The 24,614-nt window shown below is 72.1% G+C and carries 19 protein-coding genes, 1 pseudogene and 1 riboswitch; of the genes and pseudogenes, 4 read left to right on the top strand and 16 right to left on the bottom strand.

Translation table 11 applies throughout. The features are described 5' to 3' along the window. Nucleotides 1-47 precede the first annotated feature (47 nt). From QUY26_RS23650 to QUY26_RS23590, 13 genes and pseudogenes are all read right to left on the bottom strand, one after another. Complete coding sequence (locus QUY26_RS23650; protein ID WP_289949907.1) at nucleotides 48-551, bottom strand: FtsB family cell division protein; 504 nt, start codon at nucleotides 549-551, stop codon at nucleotides 48-50. Nucleotides 552-635: 84 nt separating this feature from the next. Next, nucleotides 636-1,922, bottom strand: coding sequence for a phosphopyruvate hydratase (gene eno, locus QUY26_RS23645; RefSeq protein WP_289949905.1), 1,287 nt, complete (start codon nucleotides 1,920-1,922; stop codon nucleotides 636-638). 399 nt (nucleotides 1,923-2,321) lie between these two features. Continuing rightward, nucleotides 2,322-3,047 (bottom strand): transglycosylase family protein, encoded by a 726-nt coding sequence (locus QUY26_RS23640; RefSeq protein ID WP_289949903.1) that lies wholly within the window; start codon nucleotides 3,045-3,047, stop codon nucleotides 2,322-2,324. A 4-nt stretch (nucleotides 3,048-3,051) separates the two neighbouring features. Then, a riboswitch (cyclic di-AMP (ydaO/yuaA leader) is annotated at nucleotides 3,052-3,235 on the bottom strand. Nucleotides 3,236-3,438: 203 nt separating this feature from the next. Then, complete coding sequence (locus tag QUY26_RS23635; RefSeq protein WP_289949901.1) at nucleotides 3,439-4,515, bottom strand: transglycosylase family protein; 1,077 nt, start codon at nucleotides 4,513-4,515, stop codon at nucleotides 3,439-3,441. Between the two features lie 167 nt (nucleotides 4,516-4,682). Continuing rightward, nucleotides 4,683-5,969, bottom strand: coding sequence for a cytochrome P450 family protein (locus QUY26_RS23630; RefSeq protein ID WP_289949899.1), 1,287 nt, complete (start codon nucleotides 5,967-5,969; stop codon nucleotides 4,683-4,685). Between the two features lie 37 nt (nucleotides 5,970-6,006). Further along, nucleotides 6,007-7,998: a zinc-ribbon domain-containing protein gene (locus QUY26_RS23625; protein WP_289949896.1), complete on the bottom strand. Its 1,992-nt coding sequence runs from the start codon at nucleotides 7,996-7,998 to the stop codon at nucleotides 6,007-6,009. A gap of 91 nt (nucleotides 7,999-8,089) precedes the next feature. Next, on the bottom strand, nucleotides 8,090-9,094 hold the full coding sequence (locus QUY26_RS23620; protein ID WP_289949895.1) for a nucleoside triphosphate pyrophosphohydrolase: 1,005 nt from the start codon (nucleotides 9,092-9,094) through the stop codon (nucleotides 8,090-8,092). A 95-nt stretch (nucleotides 9,095-9,189) separates the two neighbouring features. Further along, on the bottom strand, nucleotides 9,190-9,861 hold the full coding sequence (locus QUY26_RS23615) for a SurA N-terminal domain-containing protein (protein WP_289949893.1): 672 nt from the start codon (nucleotides 9,859-9,861) through the stop codon (nucleotides 9,190-9,192). A 176-nt stretch (nucleotides 9,862-10,037) separates the two neighbouring features. Next, nucleotides 10,038-11,576 carry a serine/threonine-protein kinase gene (locus QUY26_RS23610; RefSeq protein WP_289955960.1) on the bottom strand — a complete coding sequence of 513 codons (1,539 nt, stop codon included), beginning with the start codon at nucleotides 11,574-11,576 and terminating at the stop codon, nucleotides 10,038-10,040. Continuing rightward, on the bottom strand, nucleotides 11,573-12,169 hold the full coding sequence (locus tag QUY26_RS23605; RefSeq protein ID WP_289949890.1) for a hypothetical protein: 597 nt from the start codon (nucleotides 12,167-12,169) through the stop codon (nucleotides 11,573-11,575). Before QUY26_RS23605 ends, QUY26_RS23610 begins: the two co-directional genes overlap by 4 nt. Before the next feature lie 225 nt (nucleotides 12,170-12,394). Then, nucleotides 12,395-12,618 (bottom strand): annotated as a pseudogene (locus QUY26_RS23600) (hypothetical protein); the annotation flags it as partial. A gap of 316 nt (nucleotides 12,619-12,934) precedes the next feature. Beyond that, the gene (locus QUY26_RS23595; protein WP_289949888.1) at nucleotides 12,935-13,678 is read right to left on the bottom strand and encodes an N-acetyltransferase; all 744 of its coding nucleotides are present in this window, start codon (nucleotides 13,676-13,678) and stop codon (nucleotides 12,935-12,937) included. A 165-nt stretch (nucleotides 13,679-13,843) separates the two neighbouring features. Beyond that, nucleotides 13,844-14,635 (bottom strand): HNH endonuclease family protein, encoded by a 792-nt coding sequence (locus tag QUY26_RS23590; protein ID WP_289949886.1) that lies wholly within the window; start codon nucleotides 14,633-14,635, stop codon nucleotides 13,844-13,846. Between the two features lie 250 nt (nucleotides 14,636-14,885). Between QUY26_RS23590 and QUY26_RS23585 the strand changes: the two genes are divergently transcribed. Both QUY26_RS23585 and QUY26_RS23580 read left to right on the top strand, forming a co-directional pair. Beyond that, nucleotides 14,886-15,329, top strand: coding sequence for a nuclear transport factor 2 family protein (locus QUY26_RS23585; RefSeq protein WP_289949885.1), 444 nt, complete (start codon nucleotides 14,886-14,888; stop codon nucleotides 15,327-15,329). Between the two features lie 111 nt (nucleotides 15,330-15,440). Beyond that, nucleotides 15,441-16,805 (top strand): SGNH/GDSL hydrolase family protein, encoded by a 1,365-nt coding sequence (locus QUY26_RS23580; protein ID WP_289949884.1) that lies wholly within the window; start codon nucleotides 15,441-15,443, stop codon nucleotides 16,803-16,805. Nucleotides 16,806-16,912: 107 nt separating this feature from the next. Here QUY26_RS23580 and mfd read toward each other — a convergent pair whose 3' ends face one another. Next, a complete protein-coding gene (mfd, locus tag QUY26_RS23575; protein WP_289949883.1) occupies nucleotides 16,913-20,476 on the bottom strand; it encodes a transcription-repair coupling factor in 3,564 nt (1,187 codons plus the stop codon). 154 nt (nucleotides 20,477-20,630) lie between these two features. On the opposite strand from mfd, the gene QUY26_RS23570 reads away from it, so the two are divergent. Continuing rightward, entirely contained in the window at nucleotides 20,631-20,885 is a 255-nt protein-coding gene (locus QUY26_RS23570) for a type II toxin-antitoxin system Phd/YefM family antitoxin (protein WP_289949880.1), read from the top strand. Then, on the top strand, nucleotides 20,882-21,130 hold the full coding sequence (locus QUY26_RS23565) for a type II toxin-antitoxin system RelE family toxin (protein WP_289949878.1): 249 nt from the start codon (nucleotides 20,882-20,884) through the stop codon (nucleotides 21,128-21,130). Before QUY26_RS23570 ends, QUY26_RS23565 begins: the two co-directional genes overlap by 4 nt. Before the next feature lie 73 nt (nucleotides 21,131-21,203). Here QUY26_RS23565 and QUY26_RS23560 read toward each other — a convergent pair whose 3' ends face one another. Together QUY26_RS23560 and QUY26_RS23555 are read right to left on the bottom strand one after the other, a co-directional pair. Beyond that, nucleotides 21,204-23,789, bottom strand: a complete 2,586-nt coding sequence (locus tag QUY26_RS23560) for an ABC transporter permease (RefSeq protein ID WP_289949876.1) — start codon at nucleotides 23,787-23,789, stop codon at nucleotides 21,204-21,206. Next, nucleotides 23,786-24,574 (bottom strand): ABC transporter ATP-binding protein, encoded by a 789-nt coding sequence (locus QUY26_RS23555; protein WP_030360651.1) that lies wholly within the window; start codon nucleotides 24,572-24,574, stop codon nucleotides 23,786-23,788. The genes QUY26_RS23560 and QUY26_RS23555 overlap by 4 nt, the downstream gene beginning before the upstream one ends. Nucleotides 24,575-24,614 lie beyond the last annotated feature (40 nt).

Raw genomic sequence — 24,614 nt, 5'->3', positions numbered from 1 at the left:
TCGTTTCGTACTGGTCGTACTGGACTGTTCGTACTGGACTGACGGTGTCAATTGTCGTCGGCGCGCTCGGCGACACCGGCCCTGTCGGCCTCGTCGACGCCGTCCCAGACGTTCGCGTACCAGGGCCGGTCGGCCGCGCCCTCGTCCCCGCGGTGGCCGTCGGTGGCCGCCGGGTCGATGACGGTGAACCCGGTCTCGCCGGGCTTCACGTAGTGCAGCCGGTCCCGGATGCGCTGCTCGGCGTACGCGTCGTCCTGCCAGCGGGCCTTCTCGTCGCGCAGCCGCTCCACGTTCTCGCGGTGCTCGGACTGCTTCTGCCGCTGCTCGGCGATGTCGGCGCGCTGCGACACGTACTGCCTTATCGGATAGGCGAGGGCCACGACCAGCGAGCAGACGACGAGCACGAGGAGCGCGGCCCGGCCCGTGAGCCGGGAGCGGCGGGCCTGGCGCTTGGTCTGCGAGCGGTAGACGCGCTCGGCGGTCTGCTCGCCGAGCAGCCGCAGCCGGGTCGCCGTGGAGAACCGGTCCTTGTCCCGGACTTTCCCGGCCATGTGTCTCGCCTCCCCAGTACGCGCGTACGTCCCCGCACACGGTACGGGACCGAGTACGGGGACGTACGTACGACTGGCTAGGGCTCAGCCCTTGAAGCGCGGGAACGCCGAGCGGCCCGCGTACACCGCCGCGTCGTCGAGGATCTCCTCGATGCGAAGGAGCTGGTTGTACTTGGCGACGCGGTCCGAGCGGGCCGGGGCGCCGGTCTTGATCTGGCCGCAGTTCACGGCGACGGCGAGGTCGGCGATGGTGACGTCCTCGGTCTCGCCGGAGCGGTGCGACATCATGCACTTGAAGCCGTTGCGCTGGGCCAGCTCGACGGCGTCCAGGGTCTCGGTCAGGGAGCCGATCTGGTTGACCTTGACCAGGAGGGCGTTGGCGGAGCCCTCCTCGATGCCGCGGGCCAGGCGCTCGGGGTTGGTGACGAAGAGGTCGTCGCCGACGATCTGGACCTTGTCGCCCAGCTTGTCGGTGATGACCTTCCAGCCCGCCCAGTCGTCCTCGAACAGCGGGTCCTCGATGGACACGAGCGGGTAGGCCTCGACGAGCTCGGCGTAGTACTCGGTCATCTCGGCGGCCGAGCGGGACTTGCCCTCGAACTCGTACGTGCCGTCCTTGTAGAACTCCGACGCGGCGACGTCGAGCGCGAGCGCGATCTGCTCGCCGGGGACGTAACCGGCCTGCTTGATGGCCTCGACGATGAGGTCGAGGGCGGCGCGGTTCGACTCCAGGTTCGGGGCGAAGCCGCCCTCGTCGCCGAGGCCGGTCGACAGACCCTTGGTCTTCAGGACCTTCTTCAGCGTGTGGTAGACCTCGGCGCCCCAGCGCAGCGCCTCGGAGAAGGACTCCGCGCCGATCGGGGCGATCATGAACTCCTGGATGTCGACGTTGGAGTCCGCGTGGGACCCGCCGTTCAGGATGTTCATCATCGGAACGGGCAGCAGGTGCGCGTTCGGGCCGCCCAGGTAACGGAAGAGCGGCAGGTCGCTCGCCTCGGAGGCGGCGTGGGCGACGGCGAGGGAGACGCCGAGGATGGCGTTGGCGCCGAGCGAGCCCTTGTTGTCGGTGGCGTCGAGGTCGAACATCGCCTGGTCGATCAGGCGCTGCTCGGTGGCGTCGTAGCCGACGAGCTCCGGGCCGATCTGCTCGATGACGGCGAGGACGGCCTTCTCGACACCCTTGCCGCCGTAGCGGTTGGCGTCTCCGTCACGCAGTTCGATGGCCTCGAAGGCACCGGTGGAGGCGCCGGACGGGACCGCGGCGCGGCCGGTGGACCCGTCGTCGAGGCCGACCTCGACCTCGACCGTGGGGTTGCCTCGGGAGTCCAGGATTTCCCGGGCTACGACGACGTCGATGGACGGCACGAGCATCTCCTTCTGGGATGTGACGCTAGGGGCGCATGGCGTGCACCACTGGGGGCGCGGGCTTGCGCATGGCTTGCATGGTCTTCATCGGCCCTGCGTCTCCTGAGCCTAACGGGCCCGGGAGCTTCGGCCAGCCGACCGCCCGCCCCGTGGGACGGCCATCGGGCCAATTCCCTGGGAATCAGGACGGAACCACAGGCTCTTACCGGCCGGTAGCTTCGCCCTGGGCGTACTCGGGGACGGCCTCGGCCCGCTCCGGGACCGGCGGGGCCGCCCCGGACAGCACCTCGCCCCGGTGCGTACGCGCACCGGGGCGAGAAAGACCCGTGGGGACGGGGGTGCTCCGCGGGGCGGAGCGGGGGCCCTGGCCGGACGGACCGGACAGGGCGCGGGTCGGGCTCAGGCTCAGCTGAGGTGCAGCTGCTGGCCCGGGTAGATCATGTCGGCGTCGGAGATGATGTCGCCGTTGAGCTTGTACACCTTGTGCCAGCCGCCCTTGACGTCGTGCTCGTCGGCGATCTTGGACAGGGTGTCGCCCGTCTTGACCTTGTACTCGCCGTCGCCCTTCTTCACGACCTTGCCGGTCGGGGTCTGGACGGTCTTCTTCGACTCGGTCTGCGGGGCGGCCTGCTGCGGCTTCGGCTGCGGCTTGGCCTGCTGCTGCGGCTGAGCCTGCTGCTGCGGCTGCTGCTGGGGCTTGGCCTGCTGCTGGGGCTTGGCCTGCTGCTGCGGCTTCTCGGCACCGCCGCCGTTGTACGGGGCGTTGGTGAGGCCCACGCCACAGCTCGGCCAGGCACCCTTGCCCTGGCCCGCGAGGACCTTCTCGGCGATCTCGATCTGCTGGGCCTTGGAGGCCTTGTCAGCGGTGGCCGCGTACTTCGTACCGCCGTAAGCGGCCCAGGTGGAGGCGGAGAACTGCACGCCGCCGTAGTAGCCGTTGCCGGTGTTGATGGACCAGTTGCCGCCGGACTCGCACTGGGCGACCCGGTCCCACTGGTCGACGGTGGCGGCGTTCGCGGTGCCGGCGGCCATCAGCGGCGCGGCGACGGCGGCGCCGGTGACACCGACGACGGTGGCCGCGCGGGTGGCCTTGGACGGACGACGGTGCTTGCCCTTGCCGGAAAGCAGCATGGATTGATCCCCTCACCGACGCCTGCGAGGTGAGCTGTCGGGTTCGGGCGGGTGAGTGCCCGGCCGTACGGCTTCCGTACGACTTCACCCCTAGCCGGTCCTGCGCGTCGCTCGGCCACTGGCCGTTCAACGCGTGGGCCCGGCGCTTACCTTGGGTCCCCCGCTCCTGCCTTCGGCGCTCGAAGCGACGACTGTTCCCGTCCGGCCGTTGGCAGGATTCGGCGTACCGACCGGCGGGGCCCGCTGTGGCGAGCGGTCACGACCGTAGACAGGCAATCACCGGAATTTCAAAGACGATCAGGGCTTCTGAGACCCATCTCTCACTTGCCTCTCACCGTCTTTAAATCGGACATTCACCCCGAACCGCCGGTCAACTTCCGCCCCGGTATGCCTACTTCCGGTCCGCTTCGGCGGCCTGGCGCTCCCTCAGGTCAAGTCGCTGACCGGGGAGGATGAGATCCGGGTCACCGCCGACGGTCCGCTTGTTCTCGGCGTAGAGAGTGGTCCAGCCGCCGTCAAGGTCGTGCCGGTCGGCGATCTGCGAGAGGTTGTCGCCGGAGCGGACCGTGTAGGTGTCCGCGGGGTCGGCGGCGTCGCGTGCGTCGCGTCCTTCACCACGCGACGCGTGGCGGCCCGCGGAGCCCGCGCCGCCCTTCTGCACCCCGTCGCCCTCGTCGGCGCTGGAGCCGCGATGCCGGCCGGACGGCGAGCCCTCCGAGCCCTCCGCGGACTCGTCGGCGCCCGAGGGCTCACGGCCCGGGTCGGACTCGGCGTCGGGCGAAGTGCTGTCGCGGTCGCCGGACTTGCCGTCCGCCGCGCCCTTCTCGCCCTTCCGTCCGGCCTTGTCGCGTTCGTCACTCTCGTCGGCCGAGCCGCCGCTGTCGGGCTTGCGGTGCTTGCCGGTGCTTCCCCTGTCGCCCTTGTCGCCCTTGTCGCTCGCGTCGGCGGAGTCCTCGGCGCCCTTGTCGGCCCCGTCGGCCTTCTCGCCGTCCTCGGAGCCCTTCCCGTCGCCCTGGGAGTCCTCGGCGTCGCCGGACGGCTCCGCGGGCTTCGACGGCGCGGGCGGCAGGCCCGGGTCGACGTCGGCGGCCGCGCCGCCCTTGCTGAGGCCCGCGGCCGGGCCGCAGTTCGGCCACGCGGAGGGTCCCTGGTCGGCGAGGACCTTGTCGGCGACGGCGATCTGCTGGGAGCGGCTCGCCTGGTCGGCACTCGGCGCGTAGGCGAGGCCGCCGTAGCTCTCCCAGGTCTCCTGCGTCAGCTGCAGACCGCCGTAGTACCCCTCGCCCTTGGCGCTCCACGCGCCGCCGCTCTCGCACTCCGCGACCTTGTCCCACGTCGTGGCGTCAGCCGCGTGCGCACCCGTGGCGCCGAGCAGCGGGATGGCGATGGCGGATCCGGTGACGCCCGCCGCGACGACGATCGCCGGGGCCTGGCGGGGACGGCGGTGACGGCCTTGGCCGGAGAGCATGCACGTGCCTTTCGAGCGACGACAAGAACAGCTGCGACACGTGGTGCCGAGGGGTGCCGAGCCGTCGTGAACGTAGCCGCACTCGAACGTCAGTCACAAGTCGATGCAGCGCAGATCACGTGAAAGTCACAGTCTTGACTGTACGTCAGTCACACGTCGGGCGGCCGTCAGTGGCCGGGCGGAGTGAACGTCACCGGCAGGGTCCGCAGGCCACGCATGATGAGGCCGCCGCGCCACCTCAACTCCTCCGGTTCGACGGCGAGTTGCAGGTCGGGCAGCCTGCGGAGCAGGGTCGCGAGCGCCGTCTGGCCCTCCAGGCGGGCCAGCGGGGCGCCCAGGCAGTAGTGGATGCCGTGGCCGTAGCCGAGGTGCTGGTTGTCGGCCCGGGACAGGTCGAGGAGGTCGGGGTCGGGGAAGCGGGCCGGATCGCGGTCGGCGGCGGCGAGGACGACGAGGACGGGGTCGCCCGCGGCGATGTCCTGGCCGCCGATCCGCAGCGGCTCGGTGGCGAAGCGCCAGGTGGCGAGCTCCACGGGCCCGTCGAAGCGGAGCAGTTCCTCGACGCCGGTCTCCAGGAGGGCGGTCTCCCCCGCGGCGAGGGAGCGTTGCAGCCGCTCGCGCTGCTCGGGGTGGGTCAGCAGCGCGTACGTGCCGTTCCCGATGAGGTTGACGGTCGTCTCGAACCCGGCGAAGAGAAGGATGAACGCCATCGCGGCGGCCTCGTTCTCGGTGAGGTGCTCGCCGTGGTCGGAGGCGCGGATGAGGCCGGAGATCAGGTCGTCGCCAAGGTCGCCGCGCTTGCGGTGGATGAGGTCCGCGAGATAGCCGCGCATCTTCTTCACCGAGCGCGCGACGCCGCCCCGGGGCCCTCCCCCGTGCCGGATCATCATGCCCGCCCAGTCCCGGAAGTCGTCCTGGTCCTCGCGCGGGACGCCGAGCAGGTCGCAGATCGCGTAGATGGGGAGCGGGAAGGCGAACTCGTGGATGAGGTCGGCGGTGCCCTCCTGGGCGAACCGGTCGATGAGCTGGTCCGTCAGCTCCTGCACGCGGGGCGCGAACTCGGCCACCCGGCGCGGGGTGAACGCCTTCGAGACCAGGCGGCGCAGGCGGGTGTGGTCCGGCGGGTCGATGTTGAGCAGATGCGTCATCAGCTCGGCCTTGCGCTCGCCCGGGATGCCCGTCTTGCCCTTCGCGTGCGCGGGCTCGTCGTGGTGCGCCGGGTTCTTGCTGAGGCGCTGGTCGGCGAGGGCCTGCCGGGCGTCGGCGTAGCGCGTCACCAGCCAGGCCTCGACGCCGCTCGGCAGCTCCGTGCGGTGCACGGGGGCGTGCTCGCGGAGCCAGGCGTACGCGGGGTAGGGGTCGGTCGCGAACTCCCACGTGAACAGGTCCGGGGCGGGGGTCTTCGGCGGGGCCGGGGTGCCGTGGGGGCAGGCGGACGGGGCCTTGTCGTGCATGGGTCGACCGTATACGGGGGGCGGGGGCGGGGGCGGGTCAGCGGGAGGCGGGCGGGGTGGGGGGAACGTCGGGGCGTGGGGTGGGAGGGGCGGGGCGACGCCTCTTGGCCGGTTTGTCCTCCCGCTCCGGACGCAGTGTGATCCCGACCCGCAGGACGTTCAGGGCGAAGCCCGCGTCGCGGTGCCCGGCCTCGGCCGCCTCGCGGTACCAGTGGACGGACCGCTCCACCCGCCCCGGCCGCAGGAGCAGCTCGGCCAGGTGGAAGGCGGCCTGCGGGTCACCGGCCTCGGCTCCCTTGGTGAGCCAGTGGCGGGCGCGGTCGCGGTGCAGTTTGCCCAGGGTGACGTACGCGTCCTGGCAGCCGCCCGCCGCGGCCTGCTCCAGGTAGTGGATCGCCTCCACGGCGGCGCCCCGGCCCGCGAGGATGTGACCCAGCTGGTTGCAGGCTCCGGCGTGCCCCTGGTCGGCGGCCTTGCGGTACCAGCCCTCCGCCTCCGACACGTCGCCCGCGAACTCGGTGGCGATGCCGAGGACGACGCACGCGTCGATGTCGCCCTCGGCCCCACGGGAGGCCAGGGCGGCGCGGCACGCCTCGGCCACCGGCGCGACGTCGAGGCCGTGCGCACTCCCCACCGTGCACACATCGGCCCACACCTCGTCCGGCACCGCTCCGAGCGCGCCGGAGCGGACGGCGTCCGCGACGAGGGAGCCGTACGCCCGGTACGTGCCCTCCGTCGCACCGGGGACGAGCAGGCCCGTCGCCTCGTACCGGGGCCGGGTGGCCCAGGCGAGGGCGTCCTCGAAGAGCTCGCTCTCACCGGGAAGCACCGCGTGCGGGTTCTGCGCCGAGTACTCCGAGTACAGCTCCTGCACCGCGCTCAGCACCGGCAGCGGGACGTCCTGCCGCAGCCCGCACCGGGCCAGATCCACGGCCGCCCGCACCAGCAGATGACCGCGCGGGTGCGCCTGCGCGCGGCGGGCCCTGCGCCACTCGTCCCACAGCTCGGGGCCGAGGGCGAGGTACTCGGTGACGCCTCGCTTCCCGCGCCACTCCCGCGCGTCCGCGAGGCGCGGGTCGTCGGCCTCCCCGAGCCGCCGCAGCTCCGCGTCGCTCCAGCGGCGGCTCAGCTCGACGGTGTGGGCGCCGCTGAGGACGCGGGCGGCCGGTCTTTCGCCGAAGCGGTGCTCGTCGTACGCCTTGTCGCGCATGGTGGCGAGGACGAGGACCCGCTCCTGGGCGAAGCGGGCGAGCAGCGCCGTGGTCAAGCCGCGCGGGCCGAGATGGCCCTCCAGGTCGTCGAGCCACACGATGAAGGGCCCGGTGCGGTCGTGCAGTTGGAAGGGGAGGTCGGAGAGGTCCGCGCCAGGGTGCGGTGCGTGCACGCGGGGTTCATCGGCGCCGACGGAGTCCCAGGCGGTCAGCGCCGCCCAGGCGGCCGTCGACGTCTTCCCGGACAGCGGCCCGCCGGTGACGACGACCAGGCCGCCCTCGGCCAGGCCCCGCCCGACGAGCCGGTGCAGTTCACCGTCGCAGTCCCGCCCCACGTACGGCGGCAGCCCCGGCTCGTCCCCGAAGCGGCTCGTGGGGCGCACCCCGAACCAGGAGCGGTGCAGCCGCCCGACGCGGGGCCAGTTGTCCGCGGCGGCCTGAGCGGGCGCCCCGCTGTGGATGGTGACGCCGCCCGTGATGGTGCCCGCCTGGATCACCGGGCCGTCGGTCACGCCGCCGGAGAGGGTGTTGTGGGTCGTGGGTGCCGGGGACGACTCGGGCTCCCGTGGTTCCTCGGGCTCTGAAGGCAGGGGGCTCAGGTCGAGCGAGGCCTGCGAGGGCTCTGTGTCCCAGAAGGACAGCCTCCGAGGGCTGCGGCTCCAACGCGTGAGCGGCAGGTCGCGCCCGAGCGGGCCCTCCGGCGGCGTCCGTGCGGGCGCGAGCCCTCCGCCGGCGGGTCCTCCGTCGAAGGCGTGGCCGCACTCCGAACAGAAGCGATCCTCGTCGGGCAGCGCCGCTCGGCACTCAGGGCAGTCCACCGTCGCCTCCTCGGGTCATAACTCCCGCTCAGCCACATCGAGTTCGGCCGCGCGGTCCCCCGAAGCGACCCAGGAGGCAACGGTACTCGGATCAGCCCGACGGGTCGGCCCGCTCGGCCTCACGGACCGCGTCCCGATACGCCCGCGCCGCCGCCCGCAGCGCCGCCTCCGGGTCCACGCCCTCGGCCTCGGCGCGGGCGGCCATCGCGAGGAGCTCGTACCCGACGCCCTCCCCCGTCGGCAGCGGGACCTCCAGGCCCGCCGTGCGGACGCGGGAGGACAGCTTCGCGGCCAGGGCCAGGCCGGGCTGGCCGAGGGGGATGCCGTCGGTGACGGAGTCGCGCTGCTTCTCCTCGGCCTTGGTGCGCAGCCAGTGCGCCTTGACCTCTTCCGGCGTGGTCGCGGTGTCGTCGCCGAAGACGTGCGGGTGGCGGTGGATGAGCTTGTCGACGATCCCCGCGGCGACGTCGTCGACGGAGAACCCGCCGGTGCTCGCGGAGTCGTCGTCGCCGTCCTCGGCGTCGTGGCCCTCCTCGGCGATCCGCGCGTGGAAGACCACCTGGAGCAGAACGTCGCCCAGCTCCTCGCGGAGCTCGTCCGCGTCGCCCTCCTCGATCGCCTCGACCAGTTCGTACGCCTCCTCGATGCCGTACTTCGCGAGGCTCCGGTGGGTCTGGCGGGACGACCAGGGGCATTCGGCGCGGATGCGGTCCATGACCTGGACGAGGTCGAGGAGGCGGGCGCCGGGCAGGTCGTACGAACCGGGGAGCAGCTCCAGGTCCGGCATCGCGACCCGGCCCGAGCCCGCGAGCCGCGCCAGGCCGTCGGTGAGGGAGCGGTCGCCCTCGGCCGTGGCGATCACCAGGACCGTGCGACCGCCGGAGCACGCGCGCACCAGCTCCTCGGCGGTCGGCGAGGCCTGCTTGACCTCGACGCCCGCCTCACGGAGATACGGCAGCTGCGGGTGGGCGGCGTCGGCGCACAGGACCTCGTCGGCGTCGTGCAGCAGCCGCCAGGCCGTCCAGGACAGCAGGCCGGGGGCGACGCGATGGCTGGTGGTGAGCAGCACGACCCGGCCGGTCTCGATCTCGTTCACGCCTCGAACGTAACCCACGCCACCGACAATCCCGCCATCGGCGACAGGAGCGGTGGGGCCCCTGGTCACCGCCCCGGCCGGGCCCGGCCCGGCCGCTAGACCTCGGTCCGCGCCGAGCCGCCGCCGGACACCTCGCGCACCCACGGCGTGCGCAGGTCGGCGCGCTTGCTGGTCTTGACGTCCCAGGTGCCGTACCGCGGGTTCAGGTCGACGTCGAGCTTCTTGGAGGTCTTGGACAGCGTGGCCCAGAAGGTGTTCTGGCCGTCCTGGGCGTTCATGTCGGCGCCGAGCGCGCGGGCAAGCTTCTGCGCCTCGATCTCCGTGCGGATGCTGTCGTCGAGGTGCTCGGGCGCGACGCTGTACTGCTGGAGCCAGCCCGCCTCCAGTGCCTTCTTGCCGCCCGCCTGCTTCTCCAGCTGGCCGCGCATGGTCTGGATCTCCTTGCGCGAGACGCTCACCCCGGCGTCGCGCGCGGCCCGGTGCAGGACCTTGTCGAGGACCATGGTGTGCAGCGTGCTGCGGGTCAGACCGCCGGTCTTGGCGATGACCTGCTCGTACTGCCGGTCGTCCGGGAGGGCGGCCCGCTGTGCGGAGCGCACCTCGTTCACCCTGTTCTCCAGTTGCGCGACCGTGATGCGCTGGTCGCCGACGACGGCGGCGGCACCGGGGTGCGCGTCGTTGCCGCAGGCGGTCAGGAGCGGGGCCGCGACGAGGGCGGCGGCGGTGAGGACGAGCGCGGAGCGACGGCGGCTGCTGCGGCGGTGCAAGTGGGCCTCCCGGTGGAGAGATTGTGCTTCGCTGCACAAAGTCTTGCGGTGATCGATGGTAGGCAGTGGTGGTCGGCTCGGCCACCCTTCCCCACGAACTTCGTTCGGGGGATTCGCCGAAACCAACGATTCGCCGCGAGTTGGGGCACCCTCCGCCCTCTCCTCCACCCGCGCGGCTACCCGCGCACCTGCCCCAGCCACTGCAGGGTCCGCCGGATCTCCACGGGGAAGGGGTGGCCGATGCCGTGCACCCGCTCGGCGTCGAGGACGAGGCGGCCCAGCGTGTCGTGCGCGGCGGAGCGGTCGCCGAGGGCGAGCAGGAGCTGGCCGATGCGGCGGCGGATCTCCAGGGACTGGCGGATGTCGTCGGTGGCGTACTGGTTCTCGTAATAGGGGAGCAGCGTGCGGTACTCGGCGAGGGCCGCCGCCGGTTCGCCGAGCTGCTCCAGGCACTGGGCGGCCTCGTAGCGGAACTGGAGGGACTGCGGGTCGGCGTGTCCCGACTCGGCGGCGCGCTGGTCGGCGAGGCGGCGCAGTTCGGGCAGGGCGCGGCGGTACTGGCCGTCGTCCATGAGGGTGGCCGCGTACTGCTTGCGCAGGGTGCGGACGACGGGTGAGTGCTCGCCGTGCTGGGCGGCGGCGGTCGGCAGGATCGCGCCGAGGGTGTCCACGGCCTGGGTGATGCGGCCCTCGCCGAGGAGGCGCTTGACCTCGTCGACGGCGGCGGCGACGTCCTGGCCGCGGGCGGGGCCGGGCGGACCGGTCTGCGGGGCGGGCGCGGGGGTCGCGGCGCGGTCGGGCCAGGGGGCGTGCGGGCGCAGGAACGGGCGGGTCGGGTCGAGGGGGTGGCCGGTCGGCCGGGAGCGGCCCGGAAGCATCGGCGCCAGTTCCTCGTACACGTCCTGGGCGCTGGCCGGGCGGTGCTGCGGGTCCTTGGCGAGCATCCGCAGGACGAGGGTTTCGAGGGCTTCGGGGACCTCGGGGCGCAGCCGGCGCACCGGCAGGGGCGGCTCGTACAGGTGGCGGTGGAGCACGCCGAGGGCGGTGGAGCCGGAGAACGGCACGTCGCCGCTGAGGAGTTCGTGCAGGAGCACGCCGAGCGCGTACAGGTCGGTGTACGGGCCGACGGCGCCGCCCATGGCCTGCTCCGGCGCCATGTACGAGGGGCTGCCGATCGGGGAGCCGGTGTGGGTGAGGCGGGTGGTGTCGGTGTCGAGGACGGAGGCGATGCCGAGGTCGAGGATGGTGAGGGTGCCGTCCTGGCGGACCATCACGTTCCGCGGCTTCAGGTCGCGGTGCACGATCGGCACGGCGTGCACCGCGGAGAGCACGGCGCACAGCTGGGCGGCGACGGCGACGGCCCACTGCCAGGGGTAGGGCGTGTGCTCGGCGAGGTGGTCGCCGAGGTCCGCGCCGTCGACGTACTGCATGACCAGGTACAGGTCCTCGTCCTCGGCGCCCGCGTCGTGCACGGTGACCAGGCCGGGGTGGTCGACCTGGGCGGTGACGCGGCACTCGCGCAGGAAGCGGCGGCGCAGCTCGTCGGCCTCGGCGCCCGCGACCTTGTCGGGCCGCAGCAGCTTGACCGCGACCCGGCGGTCGAGGCGCTGGTCGTACGCCGTCCACACCTGGCCCATGCCGCCCTGGCCGATGAGCGTGGAGAGTTCGTAGCGACCGGCGATCAGGCGATGGTCCGTCCCCCCTGCCACGGTCAGTTGCCGCCCTGCTGCTTGCGCAGGTAGTCACTGAGCTCGTCCAGCTCGGCGCGGACCTGGTGGATGCGGGCCGGGGCGGGGCGCGTGGGCGGCGGGGGTGTCGGGGGTGTCCGGGCGGGGGCGGGCACGGACGGCAGCGGGCCGGGGTGCGGGACGGGGCCGGTCTGCTGCGGGTAGCCGTAGGCCTGCTGGGGGCCGGTGGCGTAGCCCATGGCCTGCGTCTGGTGGTAGAGGAAGCGGGCCTGGGCGTCGGCCTGGCGGAAGTGGCGGATCTCCAGGATCAGGTAGTACGTCACGGCGGCCACGAGCGTGCCGAGGAGCAGGGCCACGCCCAGCTCGCCGCGCCAGGTGGAGATCTCCTCGCCCGGGTCGTTGGCGACGAAGGCGACGGCCGCGACGTCGAGGGTGACGACGGCCCCGAACGCCGCCCAGTCCCGCGTCCTGCGCGTCAGGAGCGCCAGCCGCAGCATCGGCGCCGCCGCGAGGAAGCCGCACGTCACGACGGCGAGCACCACGAACATGGCGCGCAGCGTCACCGTCGGTCCGCCGGAGGGGGCCGGGGGGTGCTGCGGCCCGTAGCCGTGGCCGTGCATGGCTGCTCCTGATACCTGACGCGGCCGTACGACTTTGCCGGTGCGGCGCTCTTGGGCGCGTCCCGGTGGCGTACGGCCGACGAACGAACGAATCCTGAATCGAGCGTATAGGCCGACCCGGACAACCGGTCCCGGGTTGTACCGAACCGTTGCCGTACTGGTCATGTCGCTGCGGCGACACCCTTCCGGCGGCTCCGTTCCGTCGGCACGACGGCTCCTTCGGTACTACGGCGACACACGGCCGTCGGTCAGTCCGTCGCGCATCCCGCGCACCAGCCGCTCGCCGTAGCCGCGCTGTTGGGCGGGCGGGAGGCGGGCAGTTGCAGTCGGCGCACGTCGAGCCGGGCGGAGGTGGGGGCGTAGCTGCCGGGCGGGCGGTTGTTGGCGGTGCCGCGCAGGAATCCGGCGAGGAACCGGGGGTCGAGGGCGTCCGCGCGGGCGAGTTCGAGGACGCAAGGACGTCGAACCGGCCGCGTGGCGCGGCGCGCAGGCGTCCGTCGACGGCACTCCGGCCCTCGCTCCGCACGGGACCGAGGGCAAGGGCAAGTACCCAATACCGAGTACACGGTGTACACGGTCTACGTCGCCACCGAGGGCGGGCCGTATCTGCTGAAGATCGTCAACAACACCGCGAAGCGGTCCGGGTCGCGAACGTTCGGCGACCACGACAAGCCGGTGGACACGACGGCCCCGAGCGGCGACGTCCTCGACCCTGACAGGACGAAGCGGCCTCGACCCGCTGAACGACGGGCCGCGGGCCGCGCCTCACAGGGCGTGCCGCACCCACACGTTCGGCTCCACGTACACCGCGTATCCGCGGCCGGGCTCGCAGTGCACCGGCACCAGGGCCCCCGGCACCTCGACGAGCCCCTCCTCGTCGAGCGGCAGGCCCGTCCACGCGCGCCACCGCTCCAGCGTGCCGGACACCGTCATCGACGCCGGGGCGACCTTCTCGATGACGCCGCCCGCGCGGACGTGGACGCGCAGCCACGGGTCGTGCGGCAGGCCGTCCGGCCGTGTGCGCCGCGCGTACTCCTCGATCGGCGTCGCGGGCTCCAGGTGCTTGGCGTTGGGCCGCACCGGCGCGACGACCTCGCCGAAACCGAGGCCGCGGGCGTTCTCCCGCAGGGCCGCGAGCACCCGCCCTGAGACGCCGTGCCCCTGCGCGTCGGGGGCGACCGTGATCTCGATGGCGCTGACGGTGTCCGCCTCCCGGCCCCGCTTGAGGTCCGAGAACGCCCACAGCATGACCGCGTCCCAGCCGCCCCCGGGCAGCTCGCCGCGCCCCTCGGCCCCGAGCGCGAACGGCACGCTGAACGCCCGCCCCACGACCTTCCCCCCGGTGTCGGTGGCGACCAGGACGTGCTGCGGCCACTCCACCGGGATCCGCGTCATCAGCGACCAGGCGACCGGGTCGTACTGCACGAACTCGGCCCAGGTGTCGTCCATCGCCCACATCGCGTCGGCGAGTTCGGGCCGCTCGGCGAGCGAGGTGATCGTGAGGTCCATGCCCGCACGCTAACGGCAGCGGCACGACCCGGAAACCGAATTAACGCACGGGCGAAACCGCAGGTCGAGACGGTGCGCGGGCCGCACCGCACCCGCACCGCCCGCGCACCGCACCCGCACCGCCCGCGCACCGCCCGCGCGCCCGGCCCGCGCCGCACCCTCGCCTCAGCGGGCCCGGAACCGCTCCGGCGCCGTCGTCGGGTTGCCGCCGCCCGGGAGCTTCTCCTGCGGGCAGCGCGCGAGCACCTTCCGCATGGCGTCGCGCTCGGCTGCGGTCACCCACAGGCCGTACTTCTTCTTCACGGCGACCTGCCGCGCCACGTACGCGCAGCGGTAGGACTTGTTCGCGGGCAGCCACGTCGCCGTGTCGCCGTCGCCCTTGCCGCGGTTGGGGCCCGCGTCGACGGCGAGGAGGTTCAGGGGGTCGTTGGCCAGGGCGATGCGCTTGCCGGCCTCCCAGCGGTTCGCGCCCTTCTGCCAGGCGTCCGAGAGGGCGACGACGTGGTCGATGTCGACGCGGCTGCGACCGCGCGTGAACGTCACGTCCTTGCCGGTGTACGGGTCCGGGGCGAGGGTGCCGGACACCACCGTGCAGTCGCCGCCGCGGAACTTCACGGCGTCCAGGTCCCGCTTGAGTATGTCGTCGCGGGTCCCGCAGCCGTTGGAGTCGGTGTCGGCCCAGGGGCTGCCGAACCGCGCGCGGTCGTAACCGGTCTTCGGGGCGCGGCCCTTGACGGTGAGCGAGTCCACGGCGGCGAGCGCGGGACCGCCCCGGGTGCCGGAGCCGGGCGCGCCGCCCGCGTCGCCCTTCTTCCCGTCCTCGCCGTCGCAGGCGGACAGCGCGCCGCCGAGCACGAGCAGGACGGCCACCGCGCCCGCGCCCGCGCGCCGCCGCCGTCCCCGTCCGCTCCCCGCCGGACCGCCGAACGTCACGGTGTCCCCGAGCCTCACAGTCATGTCCTCCCCTGAAACGGCCGCACGGTAGCGGCCAAGTGGTCCAGACCATATCGCTCTTCGGCCCGCAAGCCGCACATTCCCGGCAGGTCGACGGGCCCTGACCGACGTCGGCGACGCGGCCATGACCCGCGGCGCACCCGGCCATGACCCGGAAGGTAATCGACGCCCCCGCCCCTCCCCCGGCATCCTCGGGAACGTCAACAAGGGCCGCACACCAGCAGGTCCAGCCGTACGCGACGAGGGAGCCGCCATGTCCACCACGCCCACGGGAACCGCCGCGACCACCGCCGTCGAGGACACCACCCGGGCGACCGCGGACGCCTTCCTCGCCGCGACCGCCGCACGCGACACCGCCCGCCTCGCGGAGCTGTTCGCCGACGACGTCGACTGGCTGCTCGCCGAGAACCCCGTGGTCCCGTGGATACGCCCGCGGAGCACCGGTGCCGAGTGCGCCAACCAGGCCGAGGACCTGGCGCGGTACACCGTCGCCGAGGACGCCCGCGCCAGCGTGGACACGTACCTGGTGACCGGGCGGGACGCCGTCCTCATGGGGCACCTGTCCGGGATCGTGCGGGCCACGGGGAAGTCCTTCGGGGGTCCGTTCGCGCTGCGGCTCACCGTCGAGGACGGGCGGATCACCCGGCACCACCTCTACGAGAACAGCCTGTCCATCGCGGCGGCCTGCACCCCCTGACGTACCGCCAGAACCTCGTACCCCCGGGAATAGCCGGAGCCCCACTCCGCTTGAAGGGCAGTGACCTCGCCGGAAGATCCGGACGGGGCACGGAAACCGGGGGTGGGACACATGACGGGACGCACCACGTCCAAGGGTTCGGCACGCCGCGCGGGCGCCGCGCTGCTCGCGACGGCCACGCTGGCCGCACTGCCCGTCGTCGGCGCGCAGGGGCTGACCGGCCCCGCCGGCGCCGCGGCGGCCGGGCCCGACGCGACCACGTACAAGAACACCGCGGCCCCGAGCGCCGCGCACGGGAGCACACACGGCACTCTCAAGAGCGGTGCCTGGCAGGGTGGTTGGGCCGCCTCGCCGCAGGCGCCGACCGAGGTCTTCGCGCCCAACTGGTCCAAGCAGGGCTTCGCGCGGCACTCCGTCCGGCAGGTCGTCCGCGTCAGCAAGGGCGGCACGAAGGCCCGCGTCGAGCTGTCGAACCGGTACGGCAGGACACCGCTGCGGATCAGCGGCGCGACGATCGCCCGCACCGCCAAGGGGGCCTCGGTCGAGGGCGGTTCGGTGCGGAAGCTGGCCTTCGGCAAGAAGGGCTCGCTGACGATTCCGGCGGGCGGGACCGCGTACAGCGACAGCGTGCCGTTCCCGGTGCGGGCCCTGGAGTCACTGACCGTCACGCTGTACCTGGCGGAGCCGACCGGACCCACCACCTTCCACATGACCTCCTCCGCCACCAGCTACCGCGCCCAGGGCGACCACACGGCCGACCGCGACGGCGCCGCGTTCACGGAGACCAGCGACTCCTGGTACTACCTCTCCGGCGTCGAGGTCAGCGGCCGGACGACCGCCCGCCGGGACTCCGTGGTGGCCTTCGGCGACTCCATCACCGACGGCACCGGCTCCACTCTCGACACGGACAACCGCTACCCCGACGAGCTGGCCGAGCGCTTCGCCGCCGCCGGGAAGCCGCGCAGCGTCCTCAACCACGGGATCTCCGGCAACCAGGTCACCAACGACAGCTCCTGGGCCGGCGAGAAGGGCCTCGTCCGCTTCAAGAAGGACGTCCTGAGCGAGCCGAACGTCGGCACCGTCATCGTCCTCGAAGGCATCAACGACATCGGCGGCAGCGGGCCCGCCTACCCCGGCGGACCCACCCCCGAGGTGTCGGTGAAGAAGCTCATCGAAGGACACCGCTCCCTGATCCGCCAGGCCCACGCCCGCGGCATCAAGGTGGTCGGCGCCACCCTGACGCCCGTCAAGGGCTCCTTCTACGACACCCCGGCCAACGAGGCCAAGCGCGACGCGGTCAATCACTGGATCCGCACCTCCGGCGCGTACGACGAGGTGGTCGACCTCGACCGCGCGATCGCCGACCCGGGCGACCCGGACCGCATCCGGCCCGCCTACGACTCCGGCGACGCCCTGCACCCGAACGACGCCGGCTACCGCGCCATGGCCGACGCCCTGGACCTGCGCACCCTCTGAGTCCGGGAGCCCACGAATGAGTCCGGGAGCCCACGAAAGGCCCGGCGGCGCCCCACGGGGCACCGCCGGGCCTCCGGACCCCAGGGCCCCGCCGGGGCCGCCGCGCCCTACCCGAGCACGGACGTCAGGAACTCCCCCACCCAGCCGAGCAGTTCGCGCCCGACCAGCGGCTTGCCGCCGACCTTCGCGGTCTTCGGGCGCGGCACGAGGACCTGGTGCGTGGCCCCCTTGATGACCGAGCCGGGGTAGAGCCGCTTCAGGCGCAGCTCCTGGGACTCGCGCAACTCCACCGGCGCGAAGCGGATGTTGGTGCCCTGCAACACGATCTCGCCGACCCCGCACGCCCGCGCCAGCATGCGCAGGCCCGCCACCAGGAGCAGGTTCTCCACCGGCTCCGGCAACTTGCCGTAGCGGTCGGTGAGTTCCTCGCGGACCGCCTTGATGTCGGCCTCCGAGTCGGCGGAGGCGATCGAGCGGTACGCCTGCAGGCGCAGCCGCTCGCCGGGGGCGTAGTCGTGCGGGACGTGCGCGTCGACCGGCAGCTCGATCTTGACCTCCAGCGGCGGCTCCTCCTCCACCCCGCCCTCCAGAGAGGCGCGGTAGTCGGCGACGGCCTCGCCGACCATGCGGACGTAGAGGTCGAAGCCGACGCCGGCGATGTGGCCCGACTGCTCGCCGCCGAGGAGGTTTCCGGCGCCGCGGATCTCCAGGTCCTTCATCGCCACGTACATGCCCGCGCCCATCTCCGTGTGCTGGGCGATCGTCGCGAGCCGCTCGTGCGCGGTCTCGGTGAGCGGCTTCTCCGGCGGGTACAGGAAGTAGGCGTAGCCGCGCTCGCGGCCTCGGCCGACGCGGCCGCGCAGCTGGTGCAGCTGGCTCAGGCCGAAGTTGTCGCCGCGCTCCACGATGAGGGTGTTGGCGTTGGAGATGTCGATGCCGGACTCGACGATCGTCGTCGAGACGAGCACGTCGAACTTCTTCTCCCAGAAGTCCACGACGACCTGCTCCAGGGCCTGTTCGGACATCTGGCCGTGGGCGGTCGCGATGCGCGCCTCGGGCACGATGTCGCGCAGGCGGGCCGCCGCCCGGTCGATGGACTCGACGCGGTTGTGGATGTAGAAGACCTGGCCCTCGCGCAGCAGTTCACGGCGGATCGCGGCGCCGATCTGCTTCTCCTCGTAAGGACCGACGAAGGTCAGGACCGGGTGCCGCTCCTCCGGCGGGGTCGTGATGGTCGACATCTCGCGGATGCCGGTCACGGCCATTTCGAGCGTACGGGGGATGGGGGTCGCCGACATCGTCAGGACGTCGACGTTCGCGCGCAGCTTCTTCAGCTGCTCCTTGTGCTCGACGCCGAAGCGCTGCTCCTCGTCGACGATGACCAGGCCCAGGTCCTTGAACTTGGTCTCGGAGGAGAACAGGCGGTGGGTGCCGATGACGATGTCGACGGAGCCGTCCTTGAGGCCCTCCAGGGTCGCCTTGGACTCGGTGTCCGTCTGGAAGCGGCTGAGCGCCCGCACGTTCACGGGGAACTGGCCGTATCGCTCGGTGAACGTCCCGAAGTGCTGCTGGACCAGGAGCGTCGTGGGGACGAGGACGGCGACCTGCTTGCCGTCCTGGACCGCCTTGAAGGCCGCGCGGACCGCGATCTCCGTCTTGCCGTAGCCCACGTCACCGCAGATCAGACGGTCCATCGGGACCGACTTCTCCATGTCCTCCTTGACCTCGGCGATGGTCGTGAGCTGGTCGGGCGTCTCCGCGTACGGGAAGGCGTCCTCCAGCTCCCGCTGCCAGGGCGTGTCCGGGCCGAAGGTGTGGCCCGGCGCCGCCATCCGCGCGGAGTACAGCTTGATCAGGTCGGCGGCGATCTCCTTGACCGCCTTCTTCGCGCGCGCCTTGGTCTTCGTCCAGTCGGCGCCGCCGAGCCGGTGCAGGGTCGGGGCCTCGCCGCCCACGTACTTGGTGATCTGCTCCAGCTGATCGGTGGGGATGTAGAGGCGGTCGCCGGGCTGGCCGCGCTTGGCGGGGGCGTACTCCACGACCAGGTACTCACGGGTCGCGCCCTGGACCGTGCGCTGCACCATCTCGATGTAGCGGCCGACGCCGTGCTGCTCGTGGACGATGTAGTCGCCCGGCTCCAGGGTCAGCGGGTCGATGGTCTTGCGGCGCCGGGCGGGCATGCGCTGCCCGTCCTTGCCCGCCGCCTTCTGGCCGGTGAGGTCGGTCTCCGTGAGGACGGCGAGCTTCAGGGCCGGGTCGACGAAGCCGTAGTCGATGGAGCCGCACGCCACGTGCACCACGGACGGGGTCAGCTCGGTCAGGTCGGCGTCGAGGCGGGCCGCGATGCCCTCGCCGCCCAGGACCTCGGCGGTGCGGGCGGCCGGGCCGTGGCCCTCGGTGACGTACACCGTGCGCCAGCCGTCGGCGAGCCAGCCCTTGGTGTCGGCGAGGGCCTTCGCGGTGTCCCCGCGGTAGGTCTCCGTGGCGTGCATGCCGAGCTTGAGGGTGTCGGCGTCCGCCAGGTCCGCGCGGTCGGCGGGGTCCGGGATCTCGTCGGCGGCGAACGGGCTCACCGACCACCACATCATGCCCAGCTCACGGGCCCGGTCCCGGACGTCGGCGATGCCCCGCAGCGAGGCCGCGCCCACGTCGATCGGGGCCTCGCCTCCGCCCGCCGTCGCCGCCCAGCTGGCCTGGAGGAACTCCTGGCTCGTCGCCACCAGGTCGGCGGCCCGGGTCCGGACCCGCTCCGGGTCGCAGACCAGCGCCATCGACCCCTTCGGCAGCACGTCGAGCAGCAGCTCCATGTCGTCCACCAGGACCGGGGCCAGGGACTCCATGCCCTCGACCGCGATGCCCTCGGCGATCTTCCCGAGCAGTTCGCCCAGCTCCGGGTGCTGCTCGGCCAGGGCGGCGGCGCGTCCCCTGACCTCGTCGGTGAGCAGCAGCTCACGGCACGGCGGCGCCCACAGGCCGTGCTCCGCGATCTCCAGGGAGCGCTGGTCGGCGACCTTGAAGTAGCGGATCTCCTCGACGTCGTCGCCCCAGAACTCCACCCGCAGGGGGTGCTCCTCGGTGGGCGGGAAGACGTCGAGGATGCCTCCTCGTACGGCGAACTCGCCGCGCTTCTCCACCAGCTCCACGCGCGCGTACGCCGCCGCGGCCAGGGCTTCCACGGTCTCGTTCAGGTCCGCCGACTCGCCCGTGCGCAGCGACACCGGCTCCAGGTCACCGAGGCCCTTCACCTGCGGCTGCAGCACGGAGCGCACCGGTGCCACGATCACCGAGACCGGGCCCGTCCCCGGGTCCGCCGCGTCGTCCAGGCGCGGGTGCGCCAGGCGGCGCAGGACCGCGAGGCGGCGGCCGACCGTGTCCGAGCGCGGGGAAAGACGCTCGTGCGGCAGCGTCTCCCACGACGGGTACTCCACGACCCCCTCCGGCGGCAGCACCGTCCGCAGCGCCGCGGCCAGGTCCTCGGCCTCGCGGCCCGTGGCCGTCACCGCGAGGACCGTGCGGCGGGCCTCCCGCGCGAGGGCCGCCACGGCGAAGGGGCGGGCGGCCGGGGGGCCGACGAGGTCGATGTGGTGCCGGTTGCCGTCGGCGGCGGCCTTCACCGCTTCGGTGAGGGCCGGGTCCTCGACGACGGCGTCCAGCAGTCCGTGCAGGCTCATGAAGGGGCATCCAGTCCGGGGCAGAGAACGATGCGGACAACGCGAACAGCCCGACTCGTCGCACGGGCCGGGGGTGTCCAGGGTACGTCGGCGGTGTGACAGTCGCCCGATCGAGGGACTGTACAGAAGGTGCAGGAAGCGTACGCTTCCTTACATGAGCGAGACGCTGCCCATCACCGAGGCGCGGGCCCGGTTCGGCTCCCTGGTGCGCCGGGCCGCACACGCCCGCGAGCGCATCACGATCACGGACCACGGCCAGCCCGCGGCCGTCTTGATAAGCCCACAGGAGCTGGAGGACCTGGAGGACGAGCTGGCGGTTGCTCAGTACCGCCTCCGCAAGGCCAACGGCCAAGTGACAGGCGTGCCCCACGAGGAGGTCCGCAAGCTCCTGGGGCTGGACAACGATTGACGTATCAGATCATCTGGGACGACCCGGCCCTCGCTGCTGCGTCCCGGTTCTTCAAGGACGACCCGCACGGGTTACAGCAAGTCTTCGCCTCGGTCGATCTCCTCGCCGACGATCCCCGCCCCTCAGGCGCTGCCGCGTACGGTCCGACCGTGTACCGCATGCGTGTGGGGTTCTACCGAGTGATCTACGAGATCACCGAGAGCACCGTGACCATTATGATCATGCATCTCGGCCGCGCCGCCTGAGCAGGCGCAGAGGGCCGGGGTCAGGGGAACGTTCCCCTGACCCCGGCCCTCCCCCGTTCCCCCGTCGCGGTGGCTAATCCGTGGCGATCGCGTTCAGCACGTTCATCCGGCCCGCCCGGAACGCCGGGACCAGCGCGGCGAACAGACCCACGAAGGCCGAGCCGATGAAGACCGTGATGATCGTCGGCCAGGGGATCTCCAGGACCTTCAGGCCCTCCAGGGCGAGGAGCTTCTGAGCCGTGGCGCCCCAGCCCATGCCGAGGCCGAGGCCGAGGAGGGCACCGAAGAGGGCGATGACCACCGACTCCAAGCGGATCATGCGGCGCAGCTGGCGGCGGGAGAGGCCGATGGCCCGCATCAGGCCGATCTCCCGGGTCCGCTCGACCACCGAGAGGGCGAGGGTGTTCACGACGCCCAGGATGGCGACGATGATCGCGAGGCCGAGGAGGCCGTAGACCATGTTCAGCATCTGGCCGACCTGGTCCTTCAGGTCCTGCTTGAAGTCGGTCTGGTCCTGGACCTTGTACTGCGGGTAGACCGCCAGGGTGTCCTTGAGCGCCTTGTACGCCTCGTCCTGCTTGCCGTCGACCGCCTTGGCGAAGGCGATCTCGGTCAGCGGCATCCGGTCGGCGGGCACATAGCGCTCGACGGTGGCGATGTTCACGTACATCGCGCCCTTGTCGAACGACCCGTCCTCCGACGTGATCGCGGCGAGCTTCAGCTCGGCGGTACGGCCGTGGTCGAAGGCGACCTTCAGCTCGTCGCCGACCTTCAGGTGGTGCTTCTTGGCGAAGTCCTCGCCCACCGACATCGCGTTCTTGCCGTAGGCCGCGGACTGCTCACCGGCGACGGTGTCGCGGCGCAGGTCCTTGGCGTACGTCGGGTCGGCGGCGCTGAGGCTCGCGCCCTTGGCGGTCTTGCCGTCGGGCAGGGTGAGGTCGGCGTCGATCTCCTTGTTGCGGGTGAAGTGCGAGATGTACGGGGTCTTCTCCAGCTTCTTCTCGGCCTTGGCCGTGATGCTCTGCGAACCGGCCTGGATGATGAAGTCCGCGCCCACCGACTTGTCCAGCTCGTCCGTGGCCGAGGCGACCATGGAGGAGCCGACCACGGAGAGGCAGGCCACCAGGGCGAGGCCGATCATCAGGGCGGCGCCCGTGGCACCGGTGCGGCGCGGGTTGCGCAGGGCGTTCCGCTCGGCCATGCGGCCGACGGGGCCGAACATCCGCAGGATCACGGCGCTGATGACGCGGACCATGAAGCGGGCCAGGACCGGGCCGATGACCACGAAGCCGATGAGGGTGAGGACGACGCCGCCGCCGAGGAACAGGGAGCCCTCGCTGGCCTTGTCCGCCTGCCCCGCGGTGTAGAGGCCGAAGCCTCCGGCGCCGGTGAGGACCAGGCCGATCAGGGCGCGCAGGGCGCTGGACTTGCCGTCGGAGGGCGTGCCCACCTCGCGGAGCGCGGCCATCGGGGAGACCTTGCCGGCCCGGCGTGCCGGGAGGTACGCGGCGAGGACGGTGACGATGACGCCGAGCGCCATGCCGACCACGGGGGTCGTCCAGGCGATGGTGAGGTCCTTCGTGGACAGCTCCATGCCCATGCCGGACATCAGCTTCATCAGGCCGACCGCGAGGCCGATGCCCGCGCCGACGCCGAGGATCGAGCCGATGACGCCGAGGAGCAGCGCCTCGACCAGGACCGAGCGGTTGACCTGCTTGCGGCTGGAGCCGATGGCCCGCATCAGGCCGATCTCGCGGGTGCGCTGGGCCACCAGCATCGAGAAGGTGTTGATGATCAGGAAGATGCCGACGAGGAAGGCGATCCCGGCGAAGCCGAGCATCGCGTATTTCATGACGTCCAGGAAACTGCCGACGGACTCACGGCTCTCGTCCGCGCTCTCCTTCTGCGTCTTGACCTTGTACGCAGCGGCGTCCCCGGCCAGCGTCCTGGTGACGCTGTCCTTGACCTGCTGGTCGCTGAAGCCGTTCGCGGCGGTGACGCTGAGGTGGGTGAACCGGCCGGTGGTGCCGAGCAGTTCGCGCTGGGCGGTCTCGGTGTCGAAGTAGAAGACGGCCGCGCCCGGGTTGGTCACCTTGAAGGTGGCGATGCCGACGATCTTCGCCTTGAAGTCGCCGACGGCGGTGATGGTGCGCAGTTCCTCGCCCATCTTGAGGTTGTGCTTGTCGACGGTGTCGGCGTCGACCATCACCTCGGTGGGTCCGCGCGGGGCGTGCCCGGAGGTGATCTCCATGGAACGCAGGTCGTTCTTCGTCCAGTTGCCCGCGAGGGTGGGGGCGCCGCTGGACGGGCCCATGTTCTTGTTGTCGGAGTCGGCGACCGTGACGCTGTCGCTGGTGATGGCGCCCTCGACGGACTTCACCCCGTCGGCCTTCTTGACCTGGGCGATCGCGGATGCGGGCAGCGTCTCGGGCTTGCCGGTCTTCGGCCCCTCGTCGCCTTCGTCCGCAGCGTCCTTGGGCTTGACCGTGACATCGGACGCCGTCGCCGCGAAGAGCTTGTCGAAGGTGGTGGACATCGTGTCCGAGAAGACGAGCGTGCCGCACACGAAGGCCACCGACAGGACCACGGCGACCGCGGAGAGCGCCATGCGTCCCTTGTGCGCGAGGAAGTTGCGCATCGAGGTCTTGAGGACGGTCATGACGTGCGCCCCCGGGCGTCGAAGTGCTTCATGCGGTCCAGGACCTGGTCCGCGGTGGGGTTGTACATCTCGTCGACGATGCGGCCGTCGGCCAGGTACAGCACGCGGTCGGCGTACGACGCGGCGACCGGGTCGTGCGTGACCATCACGATGGTCTGGCCGAGCTCGGTCACCGAGCGGCGCAGGAAGCCGAGGACCTCGGCGCCGGCGCGGGAGTCCAGGTTTCCGGTCGGCTCGTCGCCGAAGATGATCTCCGGGCGTGACGCCAGGGCGCGGGCCACGGCGACGCGCTGCTGCTGGCCGCCGGACAGCTCGGTCGGACGGTGCTTGAGGCGACCGGCGAGGCCGACGGTCTCGACGACCTGGTCCAGCCAGCCGCGGTCGGGCTTGCGGCCCGCTATGTCCATGGGCAGCGTGATGTTCTCGATGGCGTTGAGCGTCGGCAGCAGGTTGAAGGCCTGGAAGATGAAGCCGATCCGGTCACGGCGCAGCTGCGTGAGCTTCTTGTCCTTCAGGCCGGTGATCTCGGTCTCGTCCAGGTAGATCTGCCCGGAGGAGACGGTGTCGAGGCCCGCGAGGCAGTGCATCAGCGTGGACTTGCCGGACCCGGACGGGCCCATGATCGCGGTGAACTGCCCGCGGGCGATGTCCACGTCGATGTGGTCCAGGGCCACGACCCGGGTCTCGCCGGTGCCGTACGCCTTGACGACCTGGCGTGCCCGCGCCGCCACGGCCGTACGCCCTCCAGTACCCCCGTGCCTGGGAGTGGTTACAGCCGTTGTCACGGTAAGTCTCCTATGTCGGTGATGAGATGAGCCCGTTGCC

The sequence above is a fragment of the Streptomyces flavofungini genome (genome assembly GCF_030388665.1).
Lineage (GTDB): Bacteria > Actinomycetota > Actinomycetes > Streptomycetales > Streptomycetaceae > Streptomyces > Streptomyces flavofungini_A.
Note: the sequence above shows the minus strand (reverse complement) of the source record. Positions and strands in the feature narration are given on the sequence as shown.